The following is a 16,481-nucleotide window of genomic DNA, read 5'->3' on the forward strand; positions in this document are numbered from 1 at the left end:
GCGGCGTCTCCGGCGCGGACGGTCGACATCCTCCGATGCGATTTCGTAATCTTTTCGAGACCAAGCGGTGAGGATGTCGAACCACCAGAGGGGAGACGCCGCTCGGTCACCGCCTAATCGGCGCACCCGCAGCGGGTGCCCGAGCCGGGGACCCACGTTGTCCTCTGGGGTGAATCCCCTCCGACCGCGCCAGCGGGACGAGGGGTAGGGCTGATCTTCCCAGCCCGAACCCGTCAGCTAACTCGGTCGGCGGACGAACGGAAGAAATGGAGCAACCCCCTCGTGGCGTCTCAGATTTCCAAGCGCACCGTGCGGCGCGCCGTCGTCGCCGGTGCCCTCGCTCTCGGCGCGGTCACTGTTTCGGCGGGTCCCGCCCTCGCGGAACCGATCACCATTCCCGGCGTCGGCTCGTTCGAGCTGCCGGCGGGTGTGACCCTCCCGCCGGAGGTCACCAACCTCGTCCCGCCGGCCCCGCAGGGTGCCGCGCCGGCGCCGGCCGCGCCCTTCAGCGCGCCGGTCACCTCGGTCGCACAGCGCGCCGTGGACGCCGCTCACACCAAGCTCGGCGCCCCGTACGTCTACGGCGCCGCCGGCCCGGACGCCTTCGACTGCTCCGGCCTGGTGCAGTGGGCCTACAAGCAGGCCGGCCTGAACCTGCCGCGCACCAGCTACGAGCAGGCCTCCGCCGGTCGCGCCGTGGACGTTTCGGCGCTGCAGCCCGGCGACGTCGTGTCCTTCTACGGCGGCAGCCACTCCGGCATCTACATCGGCAACGGCAACGTCATCCACGCGTCGACCTCGGGCCAGCCCGTGAAGGTCGCCCCGGTGAACTCGATGCCGGTCGACGGGGCCCGTCGCTACTGAGCGACGACTCGACGACTGCCACGCAGTGGCGCAGCGGGGGCGGACCGGTCGATGCCGGTCCGCCCCCGCCGGTTTTCCGGGATTCGCCTACCCGGCGCTGCGTGACCTACCGGTGGGTAGACACGAACCAATGCCCTTCCGTAACCTGATCGAGATTTTTCGGGTAACGGGTGCGCAACGTCGAACGAAAGGACCTGGTCCCGTGGTGGTGGACAGGACGAAACGGTCGCTTCGGGCGCTGGTGGCAATCGGAGTGCTGCTGACGGTGGCGTTCGCGGCCGCCCCGGCCGGAGCCGACCCGGTGGGGGAGAGCCCCACCGTCGCCCTGGAGCGGCTCGCCGAGCTGTCGCGCAAGTCCGAGCAGACCACCGAGGCGCTGCACAATGCCGGAATCGATCTCGACGCGAAGGTCGACGCCCAGCGCGCCGCCGACGCGGAGCTGGCCCGCGACCGCGAGGCGCTGGCCGCCGCGGAAGCAGAACTCGCGGTCTTCCGCCCGACCGTGGACAAGCTCGCCGTCGCCAATTACCGCGGTGCCCGCACCAACCGGCTGTTCGCCCTGATGGTCAGCGACTCACCCCAGCAGCTGCTCGACCAGATGTCGGCGCTCGACGTCATCGCCCAGGAGACCGCCGACCAGGTCGCGGGATTCCGCACCGCGTCGTCGGCCGCCGCGGAGGCGGCGCTGGCGTCCCAGCGCTCGGTCGACGAGGCGCGTGCCGCCGCCGAGCAGGCGCAAGTCGTGCGCGACGATCTGCAGCGGCAGCAGAGCGAGCTCGAGGCCCAGATCGACGAGGTGCTCGCCGCCTTCGCCGAGCTGAGCGCCGAGGAGAAGGCCACGCTGGCCGGCGCGCCGTTCCCGCCGGGATTCGACGCCGAGAAGATCCTGTCGGGCCTCGCCCCCGGTAGCGGCAGCGGTGCCCTGCAGGCCGGCATGACCAGGATCGGCAGCCCGTACAGCTGGGGCGCCACCGGCCCCTCCGCGTTCGACTGCTCCGGCCTCGTGGTGTGGGCCTACAAGCAGATCGGCAAGAGCCTGCCGCGCTCGAGCCAGGCCCAGGCCCAGGGCGGCACCCCCGTCCCGCGCCACCAGCTCCAGCCCGGCGACGTCGTGACCTTCTACGACGACGCCTCGCACGTGGGGCTGTACGCGGGCAACGGCAACGTCCTGCACGCCTCCACGTACGGCGTGCCCGTCAAGGTCGCCCCGATGGACAGGATGCCGTTCCACAACGCCCGCCGGTACTGACGCCCGTCGTGCCGCCACCCCCACGGCGCCGGTGTGAGCGCGACCTACACTGGCCGCCGTGCCCGCGCCCGATTCGTCCCGCCGTCCCCCCGGCAGCCGCCGGTGGGAGCGACTCGGCGTGGCCGGGCTGATCGTCGCGGTCGTGGCCGTCGGCCTCACGCTCGCGTTCACGCCCGACGACGAGCCGGCCGAACCGGCGTCGCGCACGGCCGTGCAGGGGCTGCTCGACACCTGGTCCCGGGCCGTGCGCTCCGCCGACCGGGCGGCGTTGGCGGCCCTCGTGGACCCGCAGGCCCGCCCGGGGTTGCTCGACGCGGAGGTGCGGCGCGCCGAGGCCCTCGCCGCGTTGCCGCTGGCGGACTTCGGTTACGAGCTCGGCCAGGACCCCGGGACCGACGTGACCGACGACGTCGGGGCCCGCCTCGGCGCCGACGAGGCCCGCGCCCACACCGTCCTGCTGCGCTACGCCGTCGAGGGCATCGACGACGAACCGACGCGCAAGCCCGTCACGCTGCTCCTCGCCCGCCGGGGTGAGCAGTGGCGCCTCGTCGACGACCGCCCGCTGCCGGGTGCGGAGACCACCACCTGGCGGGGGCCGTGGGACTACGGACCGCTGCTGGTCCGGGCCGTGGACACCGGGGCCGGGGGGCGGTCCCTCGTCGTCGGGCACCCCGAGCACTCGTCCCTCGTCTCGGACATCGCCGGCGAACTCGAGGCCGCGGTGGAGGCCGTGGACGCCGCGTGGGGAACCGAGTGGCCCCGCCGCGCCCTCGTGCTCGTCACCGCCTCGCACGACGAGTTCACCGCCCAGGTCGGCAGCCGCTACAACGGCGCGGAGATCGCCGCCGTCGCCGTGTCCGACGCTGTCGACCACGAGCGCGGCGAGACCACCGGCCAGCGCATCGTCTTCAGCCCCGCCGCCGGGCAGCGGCTGGACGCGGCGGGCCTGCGGGCGATCCTGCGCCACGAACTCACCCACGTCGCGGCCCGCACCGACACGGTCGACGGGTCGCCGCTGTGGATCCTCGAGGGCTACGCCGACTACGTGGGCTACCGCAACGCCGACGGTGCCCTCGGCGTCATCGCGCCCACCCTCGCCGCCGCCGTCGCCGAGCGTGGGGCGCCCACCGCGCTGCCTACAGACGCCGACTTCGCCGGCGACGGTGCGCGTCTGGCGTACGAGAGCGCGTGGTCGATCGCGACGTTCGTCGCCGGGGAGTTCGGCGGCGATCGTCTCACCGCCCTGTACCGGCGGCTGGCCACCGGGCCCGTCGACGCCGCGGAACTCGACGCCGCGCTCGGCGACGTGCTCGGTGCGGATGCGGAGCAATTCGTCGCCCGATGGCAGACCTGGCTCGAGGCGCAGGTGCCGGCCCGGGTCGGCTGACCCGGCGTCCGCGCCCGCCACGGCACCGCCTACGGTGAGCGCATGCCCCGAACGCTGCTGGTCACCAACGACTTTCCGCCCCGGCCCGGGGGGATCCAGTCCTACCTGCAGGCGTTCGCGTCCCAGTTGCCCCCGGACGAACTCGTCGTGTACGCCCCGCGATGGCGCGGTGACAGCCACGTGAAGTTCGACGCCCGGCAACCCTTCGAGGTTGTCCGCCACCCCACCACCCTGATGCTGCCGACCCCCGCAGTGGCACGGCGGGCCACCCGGCTGATGAGCGACCGGGCCTGCGAGAACGTGTGGTTCGGCGCCGCGGCGCCGCTCGCCCTGCTCGCGCCCGTGCTGCGCCGCGCCGGTGCCCGCCGGGTCCTGGCCAGCACCCACGGGCACGAGGTGGGCTGGTCGATGGTGCCCGCCGGACGGCAGGCGCTGCGCCGCATCGGTGACCACACCGACGCCGTCACGTACGTCAGCCGGTACACCCGCGGTCGATTCGCCTCGGCGTTCGGGCCCGGCGCGGGGCTCGAGCATCTGCCCTCCGGCGTGGACACCGAGGTGTTCCGGCCGGACCCCGCCGCTCGCGCGGAACTGCGCGCCCGGTACGGGCTGGGCGACCGGCCCACCGTGCTGTGCCTGTCCCGGCTCGTGCCCCGCAAGGGCCAGGACATGCTCATCCGTGCGCTGCCGGAGGTCCGCCGTCGCATCGACGGGGCGGTGCTCGTGATCGTCGGCGGCGGCCCGTACCAGGACCGCCTCCGGGACTTGGTCCGCGCGGTCGGGGTCGACGACCACGTCGTGATCACCGGCGGGGTGCCGGCTGCCGAACTCCCCGCCCACCACACCATCGCGGACGTGTTCGCGATGCCGTGCCGTACGCGCGGCGCCGGCCTCGACGTCGAGGGTCTCGGGATCGTCTACCTCGAGGCGTCCGCCACCGGGGTGCCCGTGGTGGCGGGCCGGTCCGGCGGTGCGCCGGAGACCGTACGCGCAGGGGAGACCGGGGTCGTCGTCGACGGCACGTCGGTCGCGGCGGTCGCGGGCGCCGTCGCCGACGTCCTCGCCGACCGCGACCGGGCGGCGGCGATGGGCGCGGCGGGCCGCGCCTGGGTCGGCGCCGAATGGCGGTGGGACGTGCTCGGTGCGAAACTGCGGCGCCTGCTGGCCTGACGCCCCGACCGGCCCGCGCGCCCGACCGACCCGGCCCCCTGGACGAGCCGGAACCGGCGGTGTGTGAAGCTTTCCCCGTGAGCAGCATTCAGGTGGCCGATCAGACCTTCGTCGCCGCGTCGCCGCGGCGGATCGCGGCCGAGATCGCCGAGCCCCGCCGCTGGCGTGCGTGGTGGCCCGACCTGGCTCTGACGGTCCGCGAGGACCGGGCCGACAAGGGCATCCGGTGGTCGGTCGCCGGCGCGCTGAACGGCACGATGGAGGTCTGGCTCGAGCCGATGCTCGACGGCGCGATCGTGCACTACTTCCTGCACTGCGAACCGACCGGGGTGCCGCCGGAGCGGGTGGGCGAACTCGACCTCGCCACGATGAACCACCGGCGTCGCGTCGTCGGCAAGGCCATGACCTTCGACGTCAAACGGCGACTGGACGCGGGCCGCGCCGCCGGCGAACCGCCCCGGGACGGAAATCCCTGATCCGACGGCCGAGCACCTGCAGGCGACGAGCCCTCCCCGGAACTACTACGGTGTGATAGACAACGGTTCCCGCGTGTGCCGACCGGTGGGACGGACGGCGGGGACAGAGGGAAAGGAAGCGTTGGTCGCATGGCCGAGAAGACCAAGAGGTCGATCACCATCGATGCTCCGTCCGATCGGGTGATGGCCGTGATCGCCGACTTCGACGCGTACCCCGCCTGGGTTTCGGCGGCGAAGTCCGTGGAAGTGCTCGCCGTCGAGTCCGGGGGACGCGCGGAGCGGGTCCGGTTCGTGCTCGACGCAGGGGTGGTGCGCGACACCTACGAGCTGGTCTACCAGTGGGCCCCGGACGGCCGATCGGTCAGCTGGGAGCTCGTCGCGGGCGAGATCCAGAAGGCCCAGTTCGGCTCCTACATCCTGACCGAAGCGCCGGAGGGCGGCACCACCGTGTACTACGAGCTGACGGTGGACCTGACCATCCCGATGATCGGCCTGTTCAAACGAAAGGCCGAGAAGGTGATCACAGACACCGCGCTGAAGGAACTCAAGAAGCGGGTGGAAGGCTGAGCGGGCACGCCGGGCGGCCCGGCCCCGCCGCCGTGCAGCTCTTCGTCGGCAAGGGGGGCACCGGCAAGACGACCCTCGCGGCGGCGACCGCCCTCGCGGCGGCTCGTTCCGGGGTTCGCACCCTCGTGGTCTCCCTCGATCAGGCGCACTCGCTGACGGATGTGTTCGCCGTCGACCCGGCGACGCCGGGATCCGTCGATGCGCGCATCGTCCCGGTCACCGGCGGCCTCGACACGCTGGAGATCGATTCGCTCGCCCTGCTCGAGCAGCGCTTCGCGCTCCTGGCCGCGCTCGCCGCCGCCGGCGGCGCCCACGAGCACGGCGACCGGTTCGGCATCCCGGCACCCGAGGAAGTCACCGGGCTGCCCGGCGTGCAGGAGATCCTCGCCCTCGGCGAGGTGGCCCGCCTGGCCGACACGGGACGCTGGGACGCGGTGATCGTCGACCTCCCCGCGTCCGCGGACGCCTTCCGCACGCTCGCCGCGCCGGCGACGGTGTCGGAGTACATCGAGCGGATCTGGCCCCGGCACAGCCGCATCGTCGCGGCGACGGGTGCCGACCCGCGTCTGGCCCTGGTCGTGGCGCTCGTCGACCGCGTCGTCGACCACACCGCGACCGTGCGGGACCTGCTCGCCGACCACTCCCGCACCTCGGTCCACCTCGTCGCCACCGCCGATCGACTCGGCGTCGCCGAGGCGCGGCGGCTGCGGTCCTGGACGGCCCTGTCCGGTCTGCGGCTGGCGCGCGTGCTCGTCAATCGGACCGTCCCGGACTTCCCGGTGGACGAGGCCGGGCCCGCCGCGACCTGGCTCGCCGAGCAGCGCGGGGGGCAGCGCCGGATCGTGGCGGAGATCGAGACGATTCTCGGCGCCGTCGCCGTGGTCGAGTGCGAGCAGCGATGCACCGAACCGGTAGGGTTGGCCTCTCTGGCGGCGCTTGCGGAGTCGCTGTACCCGGACGGCGTGGCGCCGCATACGCCGGAGGATTCCGGCGTGGAGCCGGTGCGGGTACAGCGCGAATCGGGGACAGGGGTGGATGCGGTGTACACGATGCGGATGCATCTGCCGCTGGCGGACGCGGCATCGCTGACACTCGGCCGGGTGGACGACGACCTGGTGATCGGCGCCGACGGGATGCGTCGCCGGGTGCGGCTCGCGTCCGGTCTGCGGCGCTGCACCGTCTCCGGCGCCGAGTTCGAGGGATCCGACCTGCTGGTGCGGTTCCGTCCCGATCCCGCGGTGTGGCCGCAGTGAGCGCCGATCACGACGTCCTCGTCGCCGAACTGCGGGCGCTGGCCGACGCCGTTCTCGACCGGCTCGAGCAGACGGTGCAGCGATTCGCCGAACCGGCACCGCCCACCCGGCCCGCGCCCGGCGCGACGACCGGGGACGCGGCCGCCGCGCCCGCCTCGGCGCCGAGCGGATGCAGCTGGTGCCCGCTGTGCGCCGTCGCGGCCGCGGTGCGGGGCGAGCCACATGAGCTCCTCACCCGCCTCGCCACCCAGATCGCGGCCCTGATCGCCCTGCTGCGGGACCTGCTCGCCCGGTACCTTCCGCCCCCAGGGGCCGGCCCCGACGGGCCGGATCCGCAGACCCCGCCCCCGGCTCCCGGCCGCAGCGGTGCGTTCGTGCCGATCTCGGTCACGATCCGGCGCTGATCGGGTCCACACCGTGAGCACGGATCGACTCACGATCGGAATCGACGTGGGCGGCACCAGCATTCGCGCGGCCGTCGTCGACGGCACCGGTTCCGTCGTCGACACCGTCCGGTCGCCGACCCCGCACTCGGGCCGCGCCCTCGAGGATGCCCTCGACCGCACCGTCGCCCGCCTGGCGGGACGCAACGAGGTCACCGCCGTCGGGCTCGCCGTCGCCGGATTCCTCACCGCCGACCGTCGCGTCGTCCGTTTCGCCCCGCACCTGCCGTGGGCGGACGTGCCCGTGGCCGAGCGGATGAGCGCGCGGATCGGCCTGCCGGTGATCCTCGAGCACGACGCCAACGCCGCGGCGTGGGCCGAGTACCGGTTCGGTGCGGCCGCCGGTGTCCGCACGACCGTGCTGGTGGCCGTCGGCACCGGCATCGGCGCCGCCCTGCTCCTGGACGGTGTGCCGTTCCGGGGCGCGCACGGCATCGCCCCCGAACTCGGGCACCTGCAGGTGGTTCCCGCCGGGCGGCCCTGCGCGTGCGGGAAGCGGGGCTGCTGGGAGCGGTACTGCAGCGGCACCGCGCTGGTCGACACGGCGATCGAATTGCTCGCGGCAGACCCGGACCGGTCCTCCCCGCTCACCCGTGACGTCGCGGCGGATCCCGGGGCGCTGACCGGACGACGGATCGCCGGGGCCGCGCAGGACGGCGACCCGCTCGCCGTCGCGGCGATGGCCGAGTTCGCCCGTTGGCTCGGGCTGGGCCTGGCGATGGTCGCCGACCTCTACGACCCGGACCTGGTCGTCATCGCGGGTGGGGTGTCGGGGTCGGCGTCTCTGTTCCTCGACGACGCCCGCGGTCACTACGCGGCGGCCCTGACCGGGCGTGGTCACCGGCCGCTCGCCGGGGTCCGCGCCGCGCACCTCGGCGACGCCGCCGGCCTGGTGGGCGCGGCCGACCTCGCCCGCGAATCGTCCCGGTCCGGACGAAACGGACCAGGCGGCTGAGATGATCGTCACGTCCATCGCTGTGAGGCGGGACCGCGGCGTGCCACGGTGTGCACGGCGACACCCCGCCGTCGTAGAGTCGACCGGCAGGCACGATCTGCCTGCGCGTTTCGGAGACGGGGAAGGACGCCATGTGGTATTGGCTTTTCAAGTACGTCCTGCTGGGGCCGCTGCTCTGGCTCATGGGGCGGCCGAAAATCGAAGGGGCGGAGCACATCCCGACCGACGGCCCCGCGATCCTCGCCAGTAATCACAAAGCCGTCCTCGACTCCTTTTTCCTTCCCCTGGTGGTACCGCGGCGCATCACCTTCCTCGCCAAGAGCGAGTACTTCACCGGCCCCGGGCTCAAGGGCCGGTTCCAGCGCTGGTTCTTCTCCGCGGTCGGGCAGGTCCCGATCGACCGCACCGGCGCCGACGCCGCGCAGGACGCCCTCAACGCCGGCGTCCGCGTCCTCTCCCAGGGCAAGCTGCTCGGCATCTACCCGGAGGGCACCCGGTCGCCGGACGGCCGCCTCTACAAGGGCAAGACCGGTATCGCCCGGCTGGCCCTGCAGACCGGCGTGAAGGTCATCCCGGTGGCGATGATCGGCACCGACGAGATGAACCCCATCGGGTCGAAGATGTGGAAGCCGGCCAAGGTGACGGTCCGGATCGGGGAACCGATCGACTTCTCCCGCTTCGAGGGCATGGGCGGCAACCGTTTCGTCGAGCGCACCGTCACCGACGAGGTGATGTACGCGCTGATGCGCCTGTCGGGCCAGCAATACGTCGACATCTACGCGGCCTCCCTGAAGAACCGGCCCGCCGAACAGGATGCGGCCGCCACGGCCGCCGACGCCGATCGCCTGCCCGACACGCAGGCCGGCTGACGCCGGATACCGGCGACACCCGCCCGGCCGCGGCCGGGCATAATGTGCGCACGTGCGTTACTTCTACGACTGCGAGTTCATCGAGGATGGTCGCACCATCGAGCTCGTGTCGATCGGTGTCGCCTGCGAGGACGGGCGCGAATTCTATGCGGTGTCGACGGAGTTCGACCCCGAGCGGGCCGGGCCCTGGGTGCGGCGGCACGTACTGCCGAAGCTGCCGCCCCCGGCGCATCCCGCCTGGAAGTCCCGGACCCGCATCCGCGACGACCTGATGTCCTTCCTGATCCCGCGGCCGGGCATCCAGCCCGAGCTGTGGGCCTGGCTCGGGGCCTACGACCACGTCGCGCTCGTCCAGCTCTGGGGAACCATGCCGGAACTGCCCGACGCGCTGCCCAAATTCACCCGCGAGCTGCGCCAGCACTGGGAGCAGCACGGCAAGCCCCCCCTGCCGCCGGTGCCGGACGACAACCACGACGCCCTCGCCGATGCCCGCCACAACCTCGCCAAGTTCGAGGCGATCGAGGCCGCGCGGCTGTACCGCTGAACCGGGTGCCGCGGCCGCCGGGCGGGCCGGCGGGACGGGGTGTGGCATCGACCCACCCGGGGGTGCGTGTCCCTCGTCGCGCCGGGGCCATATCCTGGTGGTGTGAACTGGACTGTCGATGTGCCGATCGACCGCTTGCCGACCCTTCCGCCGCTCCCCGCCGAGCTGCGCGAAAGGCTGGACGCGGCCCTGGCCAAGCCCGCCCTGCAGCAGCCGAGCTGGCCCGAGGACCAGGCGTCGGCGATGCGTACCGTGCTCGAGAGCGTGCCGCCGATCACCGTGGCCCGCGAGGTCGAGGACCTACAGAACCACCTCGCCGCGGTCGCGCGGGGTGAGGCCTTCCTGCTCCAGGGCGGTGACTGCGCCGAGACCTTCGCCGACAACACCGAGCCGCACATCAAGGCCAACATCCGCACGCTGCTGCAGATGGCCGTCGTGCTGACCTACGGCGCGTCGCTGCCGGTCGTGAAGGTCGCGCGGATTGCCGGACAGTACGCCAAGCCGCGGTCGTCGGACATCGACGCGCTCGGGCTGCAGTCGTACCGGGGCGACATGATCAACTCGCTGGTCGCCGATTCCGCCGTGCGTGCGCACGACCCGTCCCGGCTGATCCGCGCCTACGCCAACGCCAGCGCCGCGATGAACCTGGTCCGGGCCATCACCGCCGCCGGCGAGGCGGACCTGCACCGGGTGCACGACTGGAACCGGGAGTTCGTCGCATCCTCCCCGGCCGGCGCGCGGTACGAGGCCCTCGCCTCCGAGATCGACCGCGGCCTGCGCTTCATGGACGCGTGCGGCGTCGTCGATCCCAACCTGAAGGCCGCCACCATCTACGCCAGCCACGAGGCGCTGGTCCTCGACTACGAGCGGGCCATGCTCCGGCTCGACAACACCGACGGGCACCCCCGGCTCTACGACCTGTCGGCGCACTTCCTGTGGATCGGTGACCGCACCCGCCAGCTCGACGGCGCCCACATCGCCTTCGCCGAGCTGCTGGCCAACCCGATCGGCCTGAAGATCGGCCCCAGCACCACACCCGAGATGGCGGCCGAGTACGTCGAGCGGCTCGATCCCACCAACAAGCCGGGCCGGCTGACCCTCATCTCCCGGATGGGGCACGCGAAGGTGCGCGATCTGCTGCCCCCGATCATCGCCAAGGTGCAGGCGACCGGTCACCAGGTCATCTGGCAGTGCGACCCGATGCACGGCAATACCCACGAGGCGTCCACGGGGTACAAGACCCGGCACTTCGACCGGATCGTCGACGAGGTGCAGGGCTTCTTCGAGGTGCACAACGCCCTGGGCACCCATCCCGGCGGCATCCACATCGAACTCACCGGTGAGAACGTCACGGAATGCCTCGGCGGCGCACAGGACATCTCCGACATCGACCTGCACGGCCGTTACGAGACCGCGTGCGACCCGCGCCTGAACACCCAGCAGTCGCTCGAGCTGGCGTTCCTGGTCGCGGAGATGCTCCGCGGCTGACCCTCCGCGGAGCGGCCGGGTCCCTGGGCCTTCCGGGTCGTCAGGGGCCTCAGGGCAGTGCGGTGAGAGTCACCGTGCCGCCCGGCTCGACCCGGTCGCCCGCGCCCGGGCTCTGACCGATCACCACCGAACGGTCGGAGCCCGCGAACTGGCGCACCTCCACGTCCAGCCCCAGCCGGCCGAGCTCGTCGCGTGCCGCGGCGACCGTGCGGCCCAGCAGCGAGGGCACCTTCACCGCGTTCGACACCAGCAGCGTGACGCTGCCGCCGGCGTTGACCCGGTTCCCGACCGCCGGGTCGGTGCCCGCCACCCGTCCCGCGTCGACCTCCGCGTCGAACACCTCCCGCGTCTCGCGCACCGTGAGGCCGACCGTGTCCAGGGCCCGCCGGGCCTCGTCGACCGTGCGGCCCGCGACGTCGGGCACATCCACCGGCGGTGATCCCTTGCTGACGATCACCTTGACTTCCGCTCCCACCGGCAGGACCGTGCCGGGCGCCGGATCGAGGGCCGCGACCCCGCCCTCCTCGACGGCCGTGCTGTAGGCGGTGCCGCCGTCCACGGGGACGAGGGTCCGGTTGCGCAGTTCTTGCTCCACCACGTCGCGGTCGCCGCCCCCGACGATGGTGGGCACGGTCGGCCGGCCCAGCGAGACGAGCAGCACCACCTCGTCACCCCGGGCGACCCGGCTGCCCGCCTCCGGGTCGGTACCGAGCACGGTGTCGACCGAGGCGTCGTCGGAGTACTCGCCCTGCACCTCGGGAGTCACCTCGGCCGCCTGCAGCGCCGCGAGCGCGGTGTCCCGATCGGCTCCGAGCACGCTGGGCACGGTGGTCATCCGTCCGGACCCGAGCCACCATCCGCCGAAACCGACGGCCAGGGCCAGCACCAGGATCGCCAGCAGCCACAGCAGCGTCGTCCGCCGGTTACGTCGGCGCTCGGCGGCGAAATCGGCGACCGGGACCCGGGCAGGCTCGGCCTGCGGCCCCGACAACTCGGCACGCGGGTGCTGCTGGGTCACGACCTTCGTGTGCTGCGGGCCCACGGGGGCGAGCTGGGCCGCCGGTCCGGGCGGCATCGCGGGCGGGGGCAGCGGCCGCGAGGGTGGGGCCGCGGCGCGCACCGCCACCGTCGGCGGCGCAGGATCCACCGCGGCCGTCGCCGGTTCCGCGACGGCCGAAAGATGCTGCGCGGACCGTCGCGGTGCGGGCACCCGGTAGCGGGGCAGCGCCAGGACATCGCAGACCTCGCTCAGCGCAGCGGCCATCGCCGCGGCGTCCGGGAACCGCTCACCCGGCTCCCGCTCGGTGGCGTGCCGGACCAGTTCGTCGAACTGCTCCGGGACCCCGTCGATGAGGGAACCGGGGTCCGGGACATCCCTGTCGACCCGCTGATAGGCCACCGAGAGCGACGTGTCGCCGGTGAACGGGGTGCGCCCGGTGAGCATCTCGAACAGCAGGATCCCGGTCGCGTACACGTCGCTGCGCGCGTCGGCGGTGCCCGTGGTCACCTGCTCCGGCGACAGATAGGCGGCGGTACCCAGGATGACGCTGCGCGACGTCGTCGTCGCCGCGGCGACCGCGCGCACGAGCCCGAAGTCGGCGATCTTCACCTCCCCGGCGTCGGAGATCAGCACATTCTCCGGCTTGACGTCGCGGTGCACCAGGCCGGCGCGGTGCGCCACCGCCAGCGCCCCCAGCACCGGCGCCGCGACGGCGGCCGCCGCGTGTGGTGGCATCGGGCCCCGTTCGCGCAGCAGTTCGCGCAGCGTGCCGCCCTCGACGAGTTCCATCACCAGGAAGACATGGTCCCCGTCCTGCCCCTGGTCGTACACCGCCACCAGACCCGGATGGGTCAACCGGGCCACCGACCGCGCCTCGAACTCGAACCGCGCAAGGAACTGAGGATCGGCCGCGAACTGCGGATCCATGACCTTCACGGCTACCGGACGGTCGAGCCGCAGGTCCGTGCCGCGGTACACGGTGGACATGCCGCCACGGGCGATCGGTGCCTCGATGCGGTAGCGCCGTTCGAGCACCGTGCCGATCAGGCGGTCGCCTCCAGAGCTCACCCGGTGTACCCCCGTGTTCATGCCGTCGATTCCTGCGTAGGTGCGGCGTGCGACGGGTCGGGCCGTCGGGTGCGCCTCTGTCGATCGTAGCCAGCGCACGAACCACCCGGTTACACGTGCGCGGCTCGCCGCGGTGACACTGCGCGGCTCGCCGCGGTGATCACCCGACGGCCCGTCGTGGCAGCCGCCGCGAACCCGATAACGTTAGCGGCGTGAGTGCTATCCCTTACAGCGAAGACGTCCTCGACCGCTCCGTACCCGTGCTGCAACTGGTCGACGTGGCGAAGCAGCTCGGCCTGGTGATCACCCGGGTCCACCAGCTGCTGCGCGACCGCCAGCTGCTGGCGATCAAGCGGGACGGCGTGCTGGCCGTGCCGGCGGCGTTCTTCGACGACGACGGTCGGATCCTCACGGGCATCCCCGGTCTCATCGCGGTGCTGCACGACGGGGGATTCCGGGACGACGAGATCCTGAACTGGATGTTCCGGGAGGACGACACGCTCGCGGGCGGCTCCCCGGCGGCGGCGATGCACACCCACGCGAGGCGGGAGGTCATGCGCCGGGCGCAGGCGCTCGGTTTCTGACTCCGGCGGCTCAGCGCAGGCGGGCCAGCTGTGTCAGCGCGACCCGCGCACGGCGCCGCGTGGGGACCACGGCGCGCACGTCGAGGACGCGGTACCCGCTGCGCTCGACCTCGTCGAGGATTCCTCCGTACAGCTCGAAGGCGGTGCGGATGCCGGGCCGGATCCGGTCCGGCAGCAGCGCCAGACCGGGCTCGGCGCGGCGGTACTCCGCGCGCGTCAGCGCCACGAAGTGGGCCAGGGCCCGGCGCACCCGCGGATCCGGGCTCCCGCCGGTGCGTCGGCCGTGCTCGAGCAGTGCGACGTCCACCCCGAACGCGGCCCAGGTGTCGGCCGGCAGGTAGGTGCGCCCCCGATCGAGGTCCTCACCCACGTCGCGGATGAAGTTCGTGAGCTGGAAGGCTTCCCCGAGCGCCGCGGCGTAGGGTGCGGCGGCGTCGATGTCGGCCACGTCGAACACCGGCAGCAACTGCAGCCCGATGACCGCCGCGGAGCCGTACATGTACTCCCGCAGTTGCGGCATGTCGTCGTAGCGGGCCCGGAACTCGGGCGTGCCGGGAATGTCCATGCGCATCGACCGGACGAACGCCTCGAAGTAGTCCAGCGGCAGGTCGTAGCGCCGGATCGTCTCGGCCAGCGCCCCGACCACCAACCCGGTGGCGTCCGCCGGTCCGGGATCACCGGCGAGCGCGGCGTGCAGCCGGCGCTCCGTCGCGGTCACCTGCAGCGCCGCGCCGGCCGGGTCGTCGACCGCGGTCACGTCGACGATGTCGTCGACGAGGCGGGCGAACCCGTAGAGGGCGTGGACCGCCGACCGTCGCGGGCGGGGCAGGAGGCGGGTGGCGAGGTAGTACGTCCGGCCGTGCGTGGCCGCCAGCTCCTCGCAGTAGCGGAATCCCGCGTCGGTCTCGGTCACGGTCACCTCGGATCCGGGGAGACGGCGGTGATCGGTGGCTCGCGCCGCGCGCGCAGCCGCAGCGGGTCGACGGTGCGAAGCGACACGGCGGCGATCACCGAGATGACGATCGCCAGGATCACGTGGGCAAGGTTGTACATGCCGATCGAGCCGTCGGGATTGAAGATCAGCATCAGCCAGCTGGACAGGCCTACGAGCACTGCCAACGTGGTCGTCGACAGGGCGAAGCCCGCGGCCACCGCGAGCGGCCACGAGTAGTACCACGGCAGGGCGGCCGGCGAGAGCACGGTGATCGCGGTCAGCGTGATCACGATCCCGAGCACGGCGTCGCGCTCGGTGTGCCGGAACCGCCACCACGTCACCACCATGATCACCCCCAGGGCCACGGCGCAGAGCATGCGGGTGACGTCGAGGATGGACCCTAGCTGCCAGGGCGTGAACCACGTGACCGCGTGCGCCATGATCGTCGGCAGCGACAGCCAGTTGATGATCTTCGAGGAGCCGGACAGGGCCGTCAGCCAGCCGATACCGACGCCTGCGAGCGCCGAGGCCGCTCCGAACACGGCCGCGAACACCAGCAGCCCCGCGCCTGCGGTCTTCACGAACAGCACGATCGGAGCGGCCGGTTCGCGGCCCTGCGCCCGGGCGCGGTCACGTTCGTGCAGAATCCAGATCCACACCAGGAACGGCAGGGCGATGCCCGCCGACGCCTTGACGGCCGCACCGACGGACACGAGTGCGATGCCGCCGACGTGCCGGCCCTCCAGCACGAGCACGATGCCGGCGATCATGAAACCGACCATCAGCATCTCGTTGTGGACACCGCCGATGAGATGAATCAGGATCAGCGGGTTGAGCACTGCCAGCCAGAGGGCGATGCGGGGGTTGCCGCCGAGCCGGCGCGCCAGCTTCGGCACCGCCCACGCGGTGAGCACCAGTCCCGGCAGCATCGTCAGTCGCAGCAACCAGGTGCCGGTGACGACGTCGTCCCCCGTCAGCGACGTGATGCCGGCACCGAGCAGCAGATGCACCGGACCGTACGGGGTGGTGGTCGTCTTCCACACGTTGCTCACGTTGTCCAGCAGGACGCCCGGGTTGACGACCGGACCGTCGAGGTAGGGGTCGAAGCCGTCGCGGAGCATCGCCCCCTGGGCGAGATAGGAGTAGGCGTCGCGGCTGAACATCGGCGAGGCCACCAGCAGCGGCGCCACCCACATGGGCAGCACCGTCCACAGCTCGCGCAGCGTCACGTGCCCGGCGAGGGTGCTCCGGCCCAGCCGCACCCAGGCGGCGATCATCAACAGGACGCCGGCCCAGATCAGGATCGTCGAGAGCAGCAGGCCGTGCCCGAACCGCAACCAGGACAGGTACAGGTCCTCGAGCAGCGGGTCCTCCCGCCGGACGCTGCCCGCACCGAAGCCACCGAACGTGACGAATGCGGCGCCGAGCGCACCCAGCAGGCCGGCGTTGCCGGCCGGGCTTCGCAGGAAGTCGCCGGGTCTGCTCCGCGCGGGCGGCGAGGCGGGCGGCTGCGATTCCGACGGAGGCTGCGGTTTCGACGGATGCTGTGGTGCAGCGTCGGAAGGGGCAGGGGACGACATGGTTGCGAGTTCCTCCCCCGGGAAGTCGTGGACGGTGCGGGGCCCGGGCG

16 protein-coding genes and 1 riboswitch are annotated in these 16,481 nt (G+C 72.6%); of the genes, 13 read left to right on the forward strand and 3 right to left on the reverse strand.

Going from position 1 to position 16,481, the window contains the following annotated elements; all coding sequences use genetic code 11:
* The first annotated feature begins 100 nt into the window (after positions 1 to 100).
* A riboswitch (cyclic di-AMP (ydaO/yuaA leader) is annotated at positions 101 to 268 on the forward strand.
* Positions 269 to 282: 14 nt separating this feature from the next.
* The 12 genes from AIIKEEIJ_RS11850 to AIIKEEIJ_RS11905 all read left to right on the forward strand — a co-directional run bounded on the left by AIIKEEIJ_RS11850 (position 283) and on the right by AIIKEEIJ_RS11905 (position 11,265).
* Positions 283 to 864, forward strand: coding sequence for a C40 family peptidase (locus tag AIIKEEIJ_RS11850; RefSeq protein WP_006932087.1), 582 nt, complete (start codon positions 283 to 285; stop codon positions 862 to 864).
* A 202-nt stretch (positions 865 to 1,066) separates the two neighbouring features.
* Entirely contained in the window at positions 1,067 to 2,113 is a 1,047-nt protein-coding gene (locus AIIKEEIJ_RS11855) for an NlpC/P60 family protein (RefSeq protein WP_161995722.1), read from the forward strand.
* 58 nt (positions 2,114 to 2,171) lie between these two features.
* On the forward strand, positions 2,172 to 3,500 hold the full coding sequence (locus tag AIIKEEIJ_RS11860) for a hypothetical protein (protein WP_029544220.1): 1,329 nt from the start codon (positions 2,172 to 2,174) through the stop codon (positions 3,498 to 3,500).
* A gap of 42 nt (positions 3,501 to 3,542) precedes the next feature.
* Positions 3,543 to 4,670 (forward strand): glycosyltransferase family 4 protein, encoded by a 1,128-nt coding sequence (locus AIIKEEIJ_RS11865; protein ID WP_006933343.1) that lies wholly within the window; start codon positions 3,543 to 3,545, stop codon positions 4,668 to 4,670.
* 77 nt (positions 4,671 to 4,747) lie between these two features.
* Complete coding sequence (locus AIIKEEIJ_RS11870; protein WP_161995723.1) at positions 4,748 to 5,146, forward strand: polyketide cyclase / dehydrase and lipid transport; 399 nt, start codon at positions 4,748 to 4,750, stop codon at positions 5,144 to 5,146.
* A gap of 129 nt (positions 5,147 to 5,275) precedes the next feature.
* Positions 5,276 to 5,713 (forward strand): SRPBCC family protein, encoded by a 438-nt coding sequence (locus AIIKEEIJ_RS11875; RefSeq protein WP_006933347.1) that lies wholly within the window; start codon positions 5,276 to 5,278, stop codon positions 5,711 to 5,713.
* Positions 5,714 to 5,745: 32 nt separating this feature from the next.
* Positions 5,746 to 6,966, forward strand: coding sequence for an ArsA family ATPase (locus AIIKEEIJ_RS11880; RefSeq protein WP_161995724.1), 1,221 nt, complete (start codon positions 5,746 to 5,748; stop codon positions 6,964 to 6,966).
* Positions 6,963 to 7,370, forward strand: a complete 408-nt coding sequence (locus AIIKEEIJ_RS11885; protein ID WP_338020938.1) for a hypothetical protein — start codon at positions 6,963 to 6,965, stop codon at positions 7,368 to 7,370. The genes AIIKEEIJ_RS11880 and AIIKEEIJ_RS11885 overlap by 4 nt, the downstream gene beginning before the upstream one ends.
* A 13-nt stretch (positions 7,371 to 7,383) precedes the next feature.
* Positions 7,384 to 8,364: an ROK family protein gene (locus tag AIIKEEIJ_RS11890; RefSeq protein WP_161995726.1), complete on the forward strand. Its 981-nt coding sequence runs from the start codon at positions 7,384 to 7,386 to the stop codon at positions 8,362 to 8,364.
* Positions 8,365 to 8,495: 131 nt separating this feature from the next.
* Positions 8,496 to 9,233 carry a lysophospholipid acyltransferase family protein gene (locus tag AIIKEEIJ_RS11895; protein WP_006933354.1) on the forward strand — a complete coding sequence of 246 codons (738 nt, stop codon included), beginning with the start codon at positions 8,496 to 8,498 and terminating at the stop codon, positions 9,231 to 9,233.
* A 52-nt stretch (positions 9,234 to 9,285) separates the two neighbouring features.
* Positions 9,286 to 9,777, forward strand: coding sequence for a polyadenylate-specific 3'-exoribonuclease AS (locus AIIKEEIJ_RS11900; RefSeq protein ID WP_006933363.1), 492 nt, complete (start codon positions 9,286 to 9,288; stop codon positions 9,775 to 9,777).
* Between the two features lie 102 nt (positions 9,778 to 9,879).
* Positions 9,880 to 11,265 (forward strand): class II 3-deoxy-7-phosphoheptulonate synthase, encoded by a 1,386-nt coding sequence (locus AIIKEEIJ_RS11905; RefSeq protein ID WP_006933364.1) that lies wholly within the window; start codon positions 9,880 to 9,882, stop codon positions 11,263 to 11,265.
* Between the two features lie 49 nt (positions 11,266 to 11,314).
* Here AIIKEEIJ_RS11905 and pknB read toward each other — a convergent pair whose 3' ends face one another.
* Entirely contained in the window at positions 11,315 to 13,333 is a 2,019-nt protein-coding gene (gene pknB, locus AIIKEEIJ_RS11910; RefSeq protein ID WP_029544209.1) for a Stk1 family PASTA domain-containing Ser/Thr kinase, read from the reverse strand.
* Positions 13,334 to 13,545: 212 nt separating this feature from the next.
* Between pknB and AIIKEEIJ_RS11915 the strand changes: the two genes are divergently transcribed.
* Positions 13,546 to 13,917: an Rv2175c family DNA-binding protein gene (locus AIIKEEIJ_RS11915; protein ID WP_240004017.1), complete on the forward strand. Its 372-nt coding sequence runs from the start codon at positions 13,546 to 13,548 to the stop codon at positions 13,915 to 13,917.
* 10 nt (positions 13,918 to 13,927) lie between these two features.
* On the opposite strand, the gene AIIKEEIJ_RS11920 is transcribed toward AIIKEEIJ_RS11915, so the two are convergent.
* Together AIIKEEIJ_RS11920 and AIIKEEIJ_RS11925 are read right to left on the reverse strand one after the other, a co-directional pair.
* Positions 13,928 to 14,836, reverse strand: a complete 909-nt coding sequence (locus tag AIIKEEIJ_RS11920) for a phytoene/squalene synthase family protein (protein ID WP_006933373.1) — start codon at positions 14,834 to 14,836, stop codon at positions 13,928 to 13,930.
* Positions 14,833 to 16,431 carry an alpha-(1->6)-mannopyranosyltransferase A gene (locus AIIKEEIJ_RS11925; protein WP_161995727.1) on the reverse strand — a complete coding sequence of 533 codons (1,599 nt, stop codon included), beginning with the start codon at positions 16,429 to 16,431 and terminating at the stop codon, positions 14,833 to 14,835. The genes AIIKEEIJ_RS11920 and AIIKEEIJ_RS11925 overlap by 4 nt, the downstream gene beginning before the upstream one ends.
* Between the last annotated feature and the right edge of the window lie 50 nt (positions 16,432 to 16,481).

Source organism: Rhodococcus sp. YH1, assembly GCF_009939605.1.
Lineage (GTDB): Bacteria > Actinomycetota > Actinomycetes > Mycobacteriales > Mycobacteriaceae > Rhodococcus > Rhodococcus aetherivorans.